Genomic DNA, 13,029 nt, shown 5'->3' on the forward strand with positions numbered 1-13,029 from the left:
CGGTATGTCAGGCAGACCGCATCAGCCGGATTCACGACTGCTTCGCAGCCGAACGCAGGCTTCGCCAGCTGCTACAGAGAGTGCGTCGCGGCTGAAATTGCTTAACTGACTGGCATTAACGCAAAAGCCCCGGCTCTTTCGAGTTGGGGCTTTTGCATTTCAATGGCGGACGTTTACAGCGCTGGGTAATCGATATAACCGACCGGGCCTTTTGCATAGAACAATTCCGGACGTGCTTCATTCAACGGCGCATCGGCCTTCAAGCGTGCCGGCAGATCCGGGTTGGCAATGAACGGTACACCGAACGCCACCGCATCGGCCTTGCCGCTGGCCAGCCACTCGTTGGCGCTGTCCTTGGTGAAGCGTTCGTTGGCGATGTAGGGGCCGCCGAAGGCTTCTTTGAGTTGTGGACCAAGGCTGTCGCCGGCTTCTTTCTCGCGCGAGCAGATGAAGGCAATACCACGTTTGCCCAGTTCGCGAGCGACGTAGGTAAAGGTCTCGGACAGGTTGTCATCGCCCATGTCATGCAGGTCGGCACGAGGGGACAAGTGCACACCGACGCGACCCGCGCCCCAGATTTCAATGGCGGCATCGGTCACTTCCAGCAACAGGCGCGCACGGTTTTCCAGGGAGCCGCCATAGTTGTCGGTGCGCTGGTTGGTGCTGCTTTGCAGGAACTGGTCGAGCAGGTAACCGTTGGCGCCGTGGATTTCCACACCGTCAAAACCGGCCGCCTTGGCGTTCTCGGCACCCACGCGGTAAGCGTCGATGATGTCGGCGATTTCCGCGGTTTCCAGGGCGCGCGGGGTGGGGAAGTCGGCCAATGGACGCACCAGGCTGACATGACCCTTAGGCTGGATGGCACTCGGCGCGACCGGTGCTTCGCCGTTCAGGTACAAGGGGTGAGAAATCCGCCCTACATGCCACAGCTGCAGGAAGATTTTGCCGCCCGCGCCGTGGATTGCTTTAGTCACGTTGCTCCAGCCGCGCACCTGATCGTTGGACCAGATGCCGGGAGTGTCCGGGTAGCCCACGCCGATTGGCGTTACCGACGTCGCTTCGCTGAGGATCAGGCCAGCGGAGGCGCGTTGCACGTAGTACTCGGCCATCAGCGCGTTCGGCACACGGCCTTCGTCGGCGCGGCAGCGGGTCAGCGGTGCCATGATGATGCGGTTGGCCAACTCGAGGTCGCCCAGTTTGATCGGATCGAAAATAGTCGTCATGAAATAGCTCTCTTTTAGCGATCAGTGAGTAGCGGGGGCCAGCTCGGCATCGCCGCTCTGACGGAAAGTAATCAGGGTCACCAGCAACGCGAGTACCGCCAGTGCCGCTGCCGCGAGCGGCACGCTGGTCAGACCGAAACCATGGGCGATGACGCTGCCGCCAACCCAGGCACCGAGTGCGTTGCCAACGTTGAAAGCGCCGATGTTCAGGGTCGACACCAGGTTCGGAGCCGCTTTGCCGTAGGTCACAACGTTCACTTGCAGGGCGGGTACGGCGGCAAAACACGCGGTGGCCCAGAGGAACAGGGTGATCTCGGTGGGGATCAATGCAACGCTGGTCCAGGTCAGCACGGTGGACACGACCGCCATGGTGATGAACACACCGATCAGCGTCGCCGCGAGGCTTTTGTCCGCCAGCTTGCCGCCGATGATGTTGCCGACCGTCAGGCCCAGACCGATGAGCATCAAGGTCCAGGTCACGCCGCGTGGCGAGATCCCGGTGACCTCGCCCAACAGCGGGGCGACATAGGTGAACAAGGTGAAGACCGAGGCGGCGAACAGCGCCGTCATGCTCAGGGACAGCCAGATGCCGGCGCCCTTGAGGGCTCGCAGTTCGGCGCGCATGTCGAGTTTCTCTTCATCGCGCTTGGCCGGCAGGAAGCGAATCAAGCCGATCAACGCAATCACACCGATCACGGTCACCGCCCAGAAGGTCGAACGCCAGCCGGCTTCCTGACCGAGCGCGGTGCCCAACGGAACCCCGAGGACGTTGGCCAAGGTCAGGCCGGTGAACATCAGAGCCACGGCCGATGCCCGTTTGTTGGCCGGCACCAGACCTGCCGCCACCACCGAACCGATGCCGAAGAAGGCGCCGTGACACAGCGCGGTGACCACACGGGCAAACATCAAAACGTTGTAGTCACTGGCCAGGGCGCAGAGCAGGTTGCCGATGATGAAGATGCCCATCAACGCTACCAGTGCGGCCTTGCGCGGCAGTCTGGCAGTGGCCAGTGCCATGAACGGCGCACCGATGGCCACGCCCAGGGCGTAACCGGTCACCAGCCAGCCGGCGCCGGGGATCGACACACCGAGATCGGCCGCCACCTCGGGCAACAGGCCCATGATGACGAACTCGGTGGTGCCGATGGCGAAGGCGCTCAAGGCCAGAATGAGTAGCGAGAGGGGCATTATCAGTTCCTTGTCGGAGCGCGGAGCTCCTTGTCGATGGCGTCGAGGAACGCCTGAATCACGTCCTCGTTGCGTTTGAAGAAGTGCCATTGACCGGCCTTCTGGCTGCTGATCAGTCCCGCACGTTGCAAGGTCGCCAAATGGGCGGACACGGTCGACTGCGACAGGCCGCAGCGTTGATCGATCTGTCCGGCGCAAATGCCGTACTCGTGGTTGTGGAGCTGTTCCGGGAACTGGACCTTGGGGTCTTTCAGCCAGATGAGGATGTCTCGGCGTACTGGGTGTGCCAGCGCTTTTATTATTTCGTCGAGGTCGATGGTCATGGTTTGGGCTCGTGATGAGTAAAACGCTATATCGCGATGAGGCGAACTTTAAATCGGTACTTCGCGATATACCAATATGATTTTGGTCTGATGACCGCATGAATCGGTATATCGGGTTATAACGATATGGATGGCGCAGTGCTAAGCTGCGCGCATGAACTATCTCGCACATCTGCACCTCGGTGGCCAGCGCCCCGGTCAAATGCTCGGCAGTCTGTATGGCGATTTCGTCAAAGGGCGGCTGCAGGGGCAATTCGAACCGGAGATCGAAGCGGGCATCCAGTTGCACCGCAGCATCGACGTCTTTACCGATCGCCATCCGCTGGTGGACATCGCCTTGTCGCGGTTTTCCCTCACGCGCAGGCGCTACGCCGGGATCGTGCTCGATGTGTTTTTCGACCACTGCCTGGCGCGGGACTGGGTGCTGTACGCCGATCGGCCGCTGGAGCAATTCACCTCGGATGTGTACCGGGTGCTATTGGCCGAGCACCAGTTGCCGGAGCGCTTGGCGAAGATTGCACCGCACATGGTCGCCAACGACTGGTTGGGGTCCTATCAGGAGTTCGAAGTGCTGGAGCAGGTGCTGCGGGGGATTTCGCGGCGGTTGACCCGGCCGGAGGAGTTGGCCGGGGCGATGCAGGAGTTGCGGTTGTTGTATGAACCGTTGAGCGAGGATTTTCGGTTGTTCTATCCGCAGCTTCAGGATTTCGTCCAAAACCGCTGACACAAACCAGTTTCCCAAAAATGGCACGATACCTGTAGGAGCGAGGCTTGCCCGCGAAAGGAACGCCGCGGTGTACCTGAGACACCGCGTTATCGTTCTTCGCGAGCAAGTCGGGTCGCCGCACCGCTCGCTCCTACAAAAGCAAAGTCAGGCAGCGATCAGCTCGCCGGCATGCTGTGGCTCGGCAGGTTTTGCGACTTCACCAAACAACGCCCTTTGCACCGCCTGCTGCGCCTCAAACGCCAGCGCCGCACGCTCCCGGTCCTGGCACTCGATCGGTTTGAGCAGATGAATTTCCACTTCACCCCGATCATTGGCGAACAAGCGCATCAGGTGCGAGAGCAAATCATCATCGCCAATGAACGGTGCCAGAGTATCGAGCTCGCCATCGCGCAGATAACGAATCGCTACCGGTTGCAACGCCACTTCGGAATCGATCGCCGCGGACAGCAAACGACCGTGAAACGTGCGCAGCGAGCGGCCATCGGTGGTGGTGCCTTCGGGGAACATCAGCAGCGGGTGCTCTTGCTCCAGATGGCGGGTCATTTGTTTGCGGATCAACTGACTGTCGCCTGAACCGCGACGAATGAACAAGCTGCCGGCCTTGGCCGCCAACCAGCCCGCCACCGGCCAGGTGCGCACTTCGGCCTTGGACAGGAACGACAGCGGCGTGAGCATGCCCAGCAACGGGATGTCGGTCCAGGACACGTGATTGCTGACCCAGAGCATCGGTGCTTTCGGCAACTCGCCATGCACGGTCACGCGAAAGGGCAGGGCATTGCTCAGCCGCGCCATGAAAAAACGCGACCAGCGCTGGCGACGGACCATCGAATGGGCAATCCCCAGTCGCTCGAACAACCCGAACACACTGGCCATGCTCAAGCCCAGCGTTACCACCAACAGCACTCGCGCAATTCGCGCGTACACCCGCAAGCGGCTCATTACACAGCCGCCTTGAAGTGCTTGGCGTAACGCGGGCAGAGTTCGTCGCGCTTGAGCAGGATGAACACGTCGGCCACCTGGAAGTCTTCGTCCCAGCATGGCTCGCCGCAGATTTTCGCGCCCAGGCGCATGTAGGCCTTGAGCAGCGGCGGCATTTCGGCGATGACGTTGGACGGAATATCCAGCGTCGGCAATGGCTTCTTCGGTTCAGCCCGCAGGTGTTCGGTGCACAGGTAGCGTTCGCGCAGGCGCTGCATGATCGCGTGGGCCTGAATGCCGCCATCCTGCATCGGAATGCTCGCGCACCCCATCAAATAGCTGTAGCCGCCCTGGTTCAGCACCTCGGCCAGTTCGCCCCAAAGCACGGCGATAGTGCCGCCGTTGCGGTAGGCCGGGTCGACGCAGGTGCGACCGATTTCCAGAATCGGGCCTTTCAAATGGACCAGACCATGCAGGCTGAATTCTTCTTCGCTGTAGAACTTGCCCAGGCTGCTGGCCGCTGTGTGGTCGAGCAAACGGGTGGTCGCCACCAGGCGCCCGGTGTTCAAGTCACGCACGCCGATGTGGGCGCAGTGAACATCATAGTCATCCATGTCCAGACCCAACTCCGCGCCTTTCAGCTTGGCGTTGAATTCGCCGCTGAACACGTTGAAGCGCAAGGCCTGGGCTTCCTGCAATGCCTCGGCGCCCACCAGGCGTTCGGCTTGCAGGCGGCGTTCATTGCCGGTGTCGCTGATGCGGGCGATCTGAGTCATTGTGAGTCTCCGTACGGGCTGGCCACCCGTCTTGGGTTGCAGCCGATCGACTTTCTTTATGCAGCCGTGTTGTGCAAAGTCAGGCTATGTAGCCCCGGTGTCATCGCCATGAAGCTTTGGTGATGCTTATATGACAGCCCACAAGGAGCCTCTTATGCCCTGGCAAATTCTGTTGAACCGCCGTGATCGTCTGCCCGCCAACCCGGACCTGGGCGAAGGGTTTGCAACCTTGCTGCAACAGTTGGGCACGGTGACGCCGTTCGAACTGGCGGTGGTCGGCGGACGGCTGATGGCAACACCGGGGCTGGCGTTTCTGGTGGGCTATCAGGCAGCGTTGCGCATGCTCTGGCCGAGCGCGCCGCTGAGCCTCGGCGCGTTATGTGCGACTGAACAGCGCAGTTTGCGGGTGGCGGACATGCAGACCCGGCTGCGCGATCTGCGGCTGAGCGGGCGCAAGGATTTCGTCACCGCCGGCGATGCCGCCGACTGGCTATTGGTCGCTGCTCGCAGTGAAGAACCCGGCGAAGTACCGCGCTTGAATCTTGCGGTGGTTTACCCCGGCGAACCGGGTGTGCGTCTGGAAAAACTCGCGCCGATGCCACTGATGCCGGACATAGGCCACGGCCGGCTGTTTCTCGACAATGCCTTGTGCGAATTGCTCGCAGGGGATGGCTGGGATGCTTATGTCAAACCGTTCAGAACCCTGGAAGACACCTATGTGCTGAGCGCCATGACTGCGTGGCTGTTTGGCGTTGGCCAGGACAGCGACTGGCCGCAAACCTTGCAACTGCGTTTACTGGCGCTGCTGGCCGGGTGCGCGGAAGTCAGCCGCCAGGCACCGAACAATCCGGCGGGGCACGTGTTGCTGGGCGGGTTGTTTGCGCAGTTCGACGGGCTCAAGGCTGAAGTGAATCAGGCCCTGGCCGATGGCCCGCCACAATGGGCGCAGATGTGGCAGCGCGATCAGACAGTGATGGATTTGGCGGCTGGGGCGCGGGGGAAGCGGTTGGCGAAGGCGTTGGCGGTGTATTGACGGGCCTCATCGCGAGCAGGTTCGCTCCCACATTAGTTTTGTGTCGTGCCGCAGATCTGTGCTCAACACAGCCCCCCTGTGGGAGCGAGCCTGCTCGCGATAGCGATCTCACAGGCGACGCAAACTTCAAAACTGTCATCAACCTCGACTAGGCTCTGCAGGTTCATCCCTCCGAGCGCCCCTCATGTTCAAAGGCTTGTCCCTGTTTTTCATGCTGCTGCTCAGCCTCACGGCCGAGGCCGAAAACTGGCCGGCCGAGCAATGGTCGCCCGGCCCGAAAATCACCGGGCCGGCACTTCAGGCCCTGGAGAATTACGCCTTCCCACCCCGCGACGAGGCCACTTACCAAGGCATCCGCACCGATGCCTTGCTGGTCATCCGCGACGGTCAGCTGATCTACGAACGCTACGCCGGCCCGACCACTGCTCAAACGCCGCACCTGACCTGGTCGATCAGCAAAAGCCTGATGGGTGCGGTGCTCGGTGTGGCCTATGGCGAAGGGCTGTTCAAACTGCAGGACCCGGCGGTGAAGTTCTATCCACCGCTGGAAAAACACCCAACCATGACCATGGCCGACCTGCTGCACTGGGCCTCGGGCCTGGACTGGCAGGAAGATTACGAATACGCCCCATTGAAGTCTTCGGTGGTGGCCATGCTTTACACCCGTGGTCACCGCGACATGGCTGCGTTCACTGTCGACCACGACGAATACGCCAAATCCGGTCAGGCATTCCGCTACTCCAGTGGCGACAGCAATCTGCTGTCCGCCGCGCTGAAAACCATCGTCGGCCCGGCTCGTTATCCGGATTATCCGTGGACTGCGCTGTTCGAACCCTTGGGGATTCGCAGTGCGGTGTGGGAAGCAGATGCCACGGGCACATTTGTCGCATCGTCTTACGCTTACCTCACTGCCCGGGACTTGGCGCGGGTCGGTCTGTTGATGGCGCGCGACGGTCGTTGGCGTGAACGGCAATTGCTGCCCAAGGATTGGGTCGACTTCAGTCGCGAGCCTTTCGCCGGCTATCAAGCCAATCAGGATGAAGCGGTGCCCGGCGGGCATTGGTGGCTCAACCGCGCGATGGATGGCGCGACCCAGCCCTGGCCCGCCGCGCCTGCCGATACCTTCGCCGCTCTGGGCCATTGGGGGCAGGCGATGTACGTGATTCCTAGCGAAAAGCTGGTGATCGTGCGCTACGGCGATGACCGCGATGGGAGTTATCGGCATAACGAACTGCTCAAACTCGCGCTCAAGACGTTTGCCATGCAGGTGCAGCCATGAGCCGCCGCAGTTTTATTCGCCGTCGGCCGTTCAGCACTCTATTACTGGTGCTGCTGATCGCCTTGCTTGGCTGGGTCTGGCAGGAGCGTGTGGCACTGTGGGCTTTTCCCGACATCATCAGCGCCTACACCGCCAAGGAATACTGCTCGTGCCGCTATGTGATGAATAATCCGGCCGAGTATTGCCAGGGTTATGTGAAGCAGTATTTGCCCACCAGTGGGTTCGTCGATGATGCGGCGAACAAGCGTGTGACGGTTGGTGGGATGGGGCGCAGCAATAGCGCTGCTTGGGTTGGTGAACGGCAGGGATGTCGCCTGCAACCCTGAACTACACCTATCCCCTGTAGCAGCTGCCGAAGGCTGCGTTCGGCGGCGAAGCCGTCGCCTATCCCGTCACCTCGATCTATATGAAACACCGCAGGCATGGTTTTACGACGGCTTCGCCGCCGAACGCAGCCTTCGGCAGCTGCTACAGGTTTGCAACTGACTCGCGGACAGTTAAGGTTCGCTCAGGTTTATCTGCCCCCGAGTTTCTATGTTCAAGCGCTCCTTCTCTAATACCCTCGCCTTCCTGCTGCTGGCCGGTGTCACCCTATCGGCCCAGGCCAATTGGTATCTGGACGGCGAGTCCTCGCGGCTGTCGTTCATCAGCACTAAAAACGCCAACATCTCCGAAGTGCAGCGCTTTCTGGTGCTGCACGGCAAGGTCGATCCCAAGGGCCTGGCGCAGGTGGAGGTTGAACTGGAGTCGGTCAACAGCGGCATTCCGCTGCGTGACGAACGCATGCGCAAGGAGCTGTTCGAGATCCAGACGTTCCCCGAAGCGCTGATCACCACGCAAATCGATCTGCGGCCGATCAACGACCTGGCGCCAGGTGCGCAACTGGAGTTGCGCTTGCCGCTGACCGTCAACCTGCATGGCAAGCAACACCAATACAACGCCGAACTGCTGGCGACCCGTCTCGATGACCGGCGCTTCCAAGTGGTGACCCTCGAGCCGTTGGTGATCAGCGCTGAAGATTTCGACTTGGCCCCGGGCCTGGAAAGCTTGCGCAAGGTTGCCGGTTTGTCGGCCATCAGTCTGTCGGTGCCGGTGGGTGCGGTGCTGATTTTCACGGCGCGCTGAGATGCGCGGCGCGATTTTCCCGTGGCGCGATGGCAACCGCTTTGAACTGCTGATCGACGGCCCGCAGTTTTTTCCGCGAATGCTGGTGGCGATTGCCCGCGCCGAAGAGCAAGTCGAACTGGAACTGTATCTGGTGGAGGCGGGTGCCTGCGCCGAGGCCATGGTTCAGGCGCTGGTCCAGGCGGCCGAGCGCGGCGTGCGGGTACGCTGCCTGTTCGATGACTACGGCAGTCTGGCTTTTACCCTGACCTTGCGTCAGCGCCTGATCGCCGCCGGTGTCGAGTTGCGTTTCTACAATCGCCTGAGCTGGCGCCGTTGGGTGGGCAACTTTTATCGCGATCACCGCAAGCTGCTGCTGGTGGATCAATGCCTGGCGGTAGTCGGCGGCACCGGGGTCACCGATGAGTTCTGGGCACCGGGCGAAGACACCTGCGAATGGCACGAAGTGATGGTGGAAATCACCGGCCCCTTGGTCATCGACTGGCAGTTGCTGTTCGACCGCCAATGGATCGCCAACCGCCATCGGCGCGCCTGGAAACCCACTGCGCACTTCGGTTTACCGCGCTTGCCGCGAGTGCCGGCCATGGGCGAGGGTATGGGCCGGGTCGCCTATGCCGACGCCCGCCAACACCGCGATATTCTGCAATCGCTGGTTCGCGCGCTGAACAGCGGCCAGCGCCGAATCTGGCTGGCCACGCCGTATTTCCTGCCGACCTGGAAAGTCCGCCGCTCACTGCGTCGGGCGGCGGCTCGTGGTGTCGATGTGCGTCTGCTGCTGACTGGGCCACGCACCGATCACCCGTCGGTGCGCTACGCCGGGCATCGCTACTACCCGCGACTGCTCAGGTCCGGGGTGAAGATTTTCGAATACCAGCCGTGTTTCCTGCACCTGAAAATGGTGTTGATCGATGACTGGGTGAGCATCGGCTCGTGCAACTTCGATCACTGGAATCTGCGCTTCAATCTGGAAGCCAACCTCGAAGCCCTGGACCCCGGATTGACCTTCGCGGTGGCGGCGAGTTTCGAGAATGACTTTGCCCTGAGCCAGGAAGTCAGCCTCGAGGCATGGAAACGCCGACCGTTGTGGCGGCGGGTCAAGCAAAGGGTATGGGGATGGGTGGATCGGCTGGTGGTGAATTTGCTGGATCGACGGGGGTAGTCGTTCAGATCGTTCCCACGCTCTGCGTGGGAATGCAGCCCGTGACGCTCCGCGTCACTGGACGCGGAGCGTCCCTTGAGGCATTCCCACGCAGAGCGTGGGAACGATCAGTCCGTGCGCGGGATTACAGCAACTCAAAGCTCTGCTGCGTCACGTCCTGGGAGTCCAGGCCGATCTGCACGTTGAACTTGCCCGGTTCCGCGGCGTATTTGAGTTGGGCGTTGTAGAACTTCAGGTCATCCTCGGTGATGGTGAAGCGCACGACTTTCTGTTCGCCGGCCTTGACCATTACTTTCTGGAAGTTCTTCAGTTCCTTGACCGGGCGGATCATCGAACCGGTCACGTCCTGGATGTACAACTGCACCACGGTTTCGCCGTCACGCTTGCCAGTGTTCTTCACCACGACGCTGGCGTCGAGCTTGCCAGTCTTGTTCAGCGTGGTCGAAGACAGGGCCATGTCGGTCAGGCTGAACTGGGTGTAGCTCAGGCCGAAGCCGAACGGGAACAGTGGCCCGGTGGTGTCTTCGAAATATTGCGAGGTGTAGTTCCCCGGTTTGCCCGGAGTGAACGGCCGGCCAATGCTCAGGTGGTTGTAGTAGGTCGGAATCTGACCCACCGAGCGCGGGACGCTGATCGGCAGTTTACCCGACGGGTTGTAGTCGCCGAACAGCACGTCAGCGATGGCGTTGCCGCCTTCGGTGCCGCTGAACCAGGTTTCCAGAATCGCGTCAGCCTGCTCGTTCTCTTCGAGAATCGACAGCGGACGGCCGTTCATCAACACCAGCACCAGCGGTTTGCCGGTGGCTTTCAACGCCTTGATCAGCTCGCGCTGGCTGGCCGGGATATTCAGGTCGGTGCGGCTAGACGATTCGTGGGACATGCCACGGGATTCGCCCACCGCTGCCACCACCACATCCGCTTGCCTGGCGGCCTTGACCGCTTCATCGATCAACACATTGGCCGAACGCGGATCATCCACCACTTCCGGTGCGTCGAAGTTGAGGAAGTTCAGGTAATCGAGGATTTTCTTGTCGCTGGTGATGTTCGCGCCACGGGCGTAGATCAGCGTCGACTGCGCGCCAAGCGCATGGGTCATGCCGTCGAACAAAGTTACCGATTGCTCGGGACGGCCAGCAGCGGCCCAACTGCCCATCATGTCGATCGGCGCCTTGGCCAATGGACCGACCAGCGCGATTTTCGCGGTTTTCTTCAGCGGCAGGGTTTCGCCCTGGTTCTTCAGCAACACCAGGCTGCGGCGAGCGACATCACGGGCCTCGGCGCGGTGCAGACGGCTTTCGGCGTAGGTGTCGGCCGGGTCATCCTCGGCCTTGCCGATGCGCAGGTACGGGTCCTTGAACAGGCCCATGTCGTACTTGGCGGCGAGCACCTCGCGCACGGCGTTGTCGATGTCTTTCTGGTCGATTTCACCGGCCTTCAACAGCCCTGGCAATTCCTTGCCATAGAGGGTGTCGTTCATGCTCATGTCGATGCCGGCCTTGATCGCCAGCTTCGCGGCTTCGCGACCGTCAGCGGCGACGCCGTGCTTGATCAGCTCGAAAATCGCCCCGTGATCGCTGACCGCCAGGCCCTTGAAGCCCCATTCCTTGCGCAGCAGGTCGTTCATCAGCCAGGTGTTGGCGGTGGCCGGCACGCCGTTGATCGAGTTCAGCGCAACCATCACCCCGCCGGCACCGGCGTCAATCGCCGCGCGGTACGGTGGCAGGTAGTCCTGGTACATCTTGACCGGGCTCATGTCGACGACGTTGTAGTCGCGACCGCCCTCGACCGCGCCGTACAAGGCAAAATGCTTGACGCTGGCCATGATGCTGTCGGCCGCGTTCGCCCCAGTACCCTGGAACGCCCTGACCATTACGCCGGCGATCCGCGAGACCAGGTAGGTGTCTTCGCCGAAGCCTTCGGACGTGCGGCCCCAGCGTGGGTCGCGGGAGATATCGACCATCGGCGCGAAGGTGATGTCGAGGCTGTCAGCCGCCGCTTCCTGGGCGGCGATGCGCCCGGAGCGACCAATGGCGTCCATGTCCCAGCTCGAGGCCAGGGCTAACGGAATCGGGAAAATGGTGCGGTGGCCGTGGATCACGTCATAGGCGAAGAACATCGGGATCTTCAGCCGGCTGCGCATGGCCGCGTCCTGCATCGGACGATTTTCGGCGCGGGTGATCGAGTTGAAGGTGCCGCCGATATTGCCGGCCGCGATCTCCTTGCGGATCATCTCCCGCGGCATTTCCGGGCCGATGCTGATTAGGCGCAACTGGCCGATCTTTTCATCGAGGGTCATTTGCTTCATCAGCTGGCTGATGAAGGCGTCCTTGTTCTCTATCGGTGCGGGCGTCGTGGCGGCCAATGCGGTATGACTGGCCAGGCTGACGAACAGGCCCAGCAAACACAGCTTCTTCATGAATTGTTTTCTCAAAAGCCTAAACGGCAGTGAATACACGCCGGTCAGCCAAAATTTTGGGAGCGACTATTGTTGTTCAGGTAAATGCAGACACACTTGCGCAGTGTGTCAGCGCTGGGCCATCTTTTAGCCCATTGGCTCGTTGCAATCCAGTAGCGGCGCAGATTATGCCCCAAGAGCCGGGTTCAAAGTTCGCAGGTTGTTTCATCAACGGACTGTGCAAGGGAGCATCAACCAGATGAATGTACGACACCATTATCGGTCGAACCTGCAGGTTGCAGCCTTGATGTTGCTGACAACACTGCTGGTCGGCTGCGGCATCAACAATATCCCGACCCTCGACGAACAAGCCAAAGGCGCCTGGGGCCAGGTGCAGAACCAGTACCAGCGTCGCGCCGACCTGATTCCCAACCTGGTGGAAACCGTCAAGGGTTATGCCCGGCATGAGCAAGAAACCCTGACCGCGGTGATTGAAGCCCGCGCCAAGGCCACGTCTATTCAGGTGGATGCCGGCACGCTGGACGATCCGGAAAAACTCAAACAGTACGAGCAGGCGCAGAATCAACTGACCGGCGCGCTGAGTCGGTTGATGGTGGTGTCCGAGCGTTACCCGGACCTCAAGGCCAATCAGAACTTCCTGGCGCTGCAATCGCAACTTGAAGGCACCGAGAACCGCATCGCCGTGGCGCGTCGCGACTTCGTCCTGGCGGTGCAGAAATACAATACCGAGATCCGCACCTTTCCCGGTCGCTTGTGGCACACCGTGATGTATAGCGATCTGCCAATCCGCGAAACCTTCGAGGCGACCAGCCCCGGTGCCGAGAAAGCGCCTGAAGTGAAGTTCCAGTAAGCGCCGGAATTG

At 61.1% G+C, this 13,029-nt stretch carries 13 protein-coding genes; 7 read left to right on the forward strand and 6 right to left on the reverse strand.

Annotated features, from left to right (window positions below; genetic code table 11):
- Positions 1-173: 173 nt before the first annotated feature.
- Genes NHU87_RS18555 through NHU87_RS18565 form a run of 3 tightly spaced genes read right to left on the reverse strand, consistent with a single transcriptional unit; the run spans position 174 to position 2,734 of the window.
- The gene (locus tag NHU87_RS18555) at positions 174-1,223 is read right to left on the reverse strand and encodes an alkene reductase (protein WP_038979272.1); all 1,050 of its coding nucleotides are present in this window, start codon (positions 1,221-1,223) and stop codon (positions 174-176) included.
- Between the two features lie 21 nt (positions 1,224-1,244).
- Positions 1,245-2,411, reverse strand: a complete 1,167-nt coding sequence (locus NHU87_RS18560) for an MFS transporter (protein WP_253551455.1) — start codon at positions 2,409-2,411, stop codon at positions 1,245-1,247.
- Positions 2,412-2,413: 2 nt separating this feature from the next.
- Positions 2,414-2,734, reverse strand: coding sequence for an ArsR/SmtB family transcription factor (locus NHU87_RS18565; protein ID WP_007903797.1), 321 nt, complete (start codon positions 2,732-2,734; stop codon positions 2,414-2,416).
- A gap of 154 nt (positions 2,735-2,888) precedes the next feature.
- Here NHU87_RS18565 and NHU87_RS18570 point away from each other — a divergent pair, with 154 nt between their 5' ends.
- Positions 2,889-3,458, forward strand: a complete 570-nt coding sequence (locus tag NHU87_RS18570; protein WP_253551456.1) for an ACP phosphodiesterase — start codon at positions 2,889-2,891, stop codon at positions 3,456-3,458.
- Positions 3,459-3,605: 147 nt separating this feature from the next.
- Here NHU87_RS18570 and NHU87_RS18575 read toward each other — a convergent pair whose 3' ends face one another.
- Together NHU87_RS18575 and olsB are read right to left on the reverse strand one after the other, a co-directional pair.
- Complete coding sequence (locus tag NHU87_RS18575; RefSeq protein WP_253551457.1) at positions 3,606-4,400, reverse strand: lysophospholipid acyltransferase family protein; 795 nt, start codon at positions 4,398-4,400, stop codon at positions 3,606-3,608.
- Positions 4,400-5,155 carry an L-ornithine N(alpha)-acyltransferase gene (gene olsB / locus NHU87_RS18580; protein WP_007903792.1) on the reverse strand — a complete coding sequence of 252 codons (756 nt, stop codon included), beginning with the start codon at positions 5,153-5,155 and terminating at the stop codon, positions 4,400-4,402. The genes NHU87_RS18575 and olsB overlap by 1 nt, the downstream gene beginning before the upstream one ends.
- A gap of 154 nt (positions 5,156-5,309) precedes the next feature.
- Between olsB and NHU87_RS18585 the strand changes: the two genes are divergently transcribed.
- The 5 genes from NHU87_RS18585 (at position 5,310) to NHU87_RS18605 (ending at position 9,751) form a co-directional block, all read left to right on the forward strand.
- Complete coding sequence (locus NHU87_RS18585; RefSeq protein WP_253551458.1) at positions 5,310-6,188, forward strand: acyl-CoA dehydrogenase family protein; 879 nt, start codon at positions 5,310-5,312, stop codon at positions 6,186-6,188.
- A 184-nt stretch (positions 6,189-6,372) separates the two neighbouring features.
- A complete protein-coding gene (locus NHU87_RS18590) occupies positions 6,373-7,467 on the forward strand; it encodes a serine hydrolase domain-containing protein (protein ID WP_253551459.1) in 1,095 nt (364 codons plus the stop codon).
- On the forward strand, positions 7,464-7,793 hold the full coding sequence (locus NHU87_RS18595; protein WP_253551460.1) for an amidase: 330 nt from the start codon (positions 7,464-7,466) through the stop codon (positions 7,791-7,793). The genes NHU87_RS18590 and NHU87_RS18595 overlap by 4 nt, the downstream gene beginning before the upstream one ends.
- Positions 7,794-8,001: 208 nt before the next feature.
- The gene (locus NHU87_RS18600; protein ID WP_253551461.1) at positions 8,002-8,592 is read left to right on the forward strand and encodes a YceI family protein; all 591 of its coding nucleotides are present in this window, start codon (positions 8,002-8,004) and stop codon (positions 8,590-8,592) included.
- A gap of 1 nt (position 8,593) precedes the next feature.
- Positions 8,594-9,751: a phospholipase D-like domain-containing protein gene (locus NHU87_RS18605; protein WP_253551462.1), complete on the forward strand. Its 1,158-nt coding sequence runs from the start codon at positions 8,594-8,596 to the stop codon at positions 9,749-9,751.
- A gap of 124 nt (positions 9,752-9,875) precedes the next feature.
- On the opposite strand, the gene bglX is transcribed toward NHU87_RS18605, so the two are convergent.
- Positions 9,876-12,167, reverse strand: a complete 2,292-nt coding sequence (gene bglX, locus NHU87_RS18610) for a beta-glucosidase BglX (RefSeq protein ID WP_253551463.1) — start codon at positions 12,165-12,167, stop codon at positions 9,876-9,878.
- A gap of 238 nt (positions 12,168-12,405) precedes the next feature.
- Here bglX and NHU87_RS18615 point away from each other — a divergent pair, with 238 nt between their 5' ends.
- Entirely contained in the window at positions 12,406-13,017 is a 612-nt protein-coding gene (locus tag NHU87_RS18615; protein ID WP_253551464.1) for a LemA family protein, read from the forward strand.
- The last annotated feature ends 12 nt before the right edge of the window (positions 13,018-13,029 follow it).

Source organism: Pseudomonas mandelii (genome assembly GCF_024138395.1).
GTDB classification, from domain to species: Bacteria; Pseudomonadota; Gammaproteobacteria; order Pseudomonadales; family Pseudomonadaceae; genus Aquipseudomonas; species Aquipseudomonas mandelii_E.

What these genes read in the sequence shown, in the direction of transcription:
- NHU87_RS18575 (WP_253551457.1), bottom strand. Translation starts at nt 4,400, where the DNA reads ATGAGCCGCTTGCGGGTGTACGCGCGAATTGCGCGAGTGCTGTTGGTG.
- NHU87_RS18615 (WP_253551464.1), top strand. Translation starts at nt 12,406, where the DNA reads ATGAATGTACGACACCATTATCGGTCGAACCTGCAGGTTGCAGCCTTG.
- NHU87_RS18585 (WP_253551458.1), top strand. Translation starts at nt 5,310, where the DNA reads ATGCCCTGGCAAATTCTGTTGAACCGCCGTGATCGTCTGCCCGCCAAC.
- NHU87_RS18590 (WP_253551459.1), top strand. Translation starts at nt 6,373, where the DNA reads ATGTTCAAAGGCTTGTCCCTGTTTTTCATGCTGCTGCTCAGCCTCACG.
- NHU87_RS18555 (WP_038979272.1), bottom strand. Translation starts at nt 1,223, where the DNA reads ATGACGACTATTTTCGATCCGATCAAACTGGGCGACCTCGAGTTGGCC.
- NHU87_RS18605 (WP_253551462.1), top strand. Translation starts at nt 8,594, where the DNA reads ATGCGCGGCGCGATTTTCCCGTGGCGCGATGGCAACCGCTTTGAACTG.
- NHU87_RS18565 (WP_007903797.1), bottom strand. Translation starts at nt 2,734, where the DNA reads ATGACCATCGACCTCGACGAAATAATAAAAGCGCTGGCACACCCAGTA.
- NHU87_RS18600 (WP_253551461.1), top strand. Translation starts at nt 8,002, where the DNA reads ATGTTCAAGCGCTCCTTCTCTAATACCCTCGCCTTCCTGCTGCTGGCC.
- NHU87_RS18570 (WP_253551456.1), top strand. Translation starts at nt 2,889, where the DNA reads ATGAACTATCTCGCACATCTGCACCTCGGTGGCCAGCGCCCCGGTCAA.
- bglX (WP_253551463.1), bottom strand. Translation starts at nt 12,167, where the DNA reads ATGAAGAAGCTGTGTTTGCTGGGCCTGTTCGTCAGCCTGGCCAGTCAT.
- NHU87_RS18595 (WP_253551460.1), top strand. Translation starts at nt 7,464, where the DNA reads ATGAGCCGCCGCAGTTTTATTCGCCGTCGGCCGTTCAGCACTCTATTA.
- NHU87_RS18560 (WP_253551455.1), bottom strand. Translation starts at nt 2,411, where the DNA reads ATGCCCCTCTCGCTACTCATTCTGGCCTTGAGCGCCTTCGCCATCGGC.
- olsB (WP_007903792.1), bottom strand. Translation starts at nt 5,155, where the DNA reads ATGACTCAGATCGCCCGCATCAGCGACACCGGCAATGAACGCCGCCTG.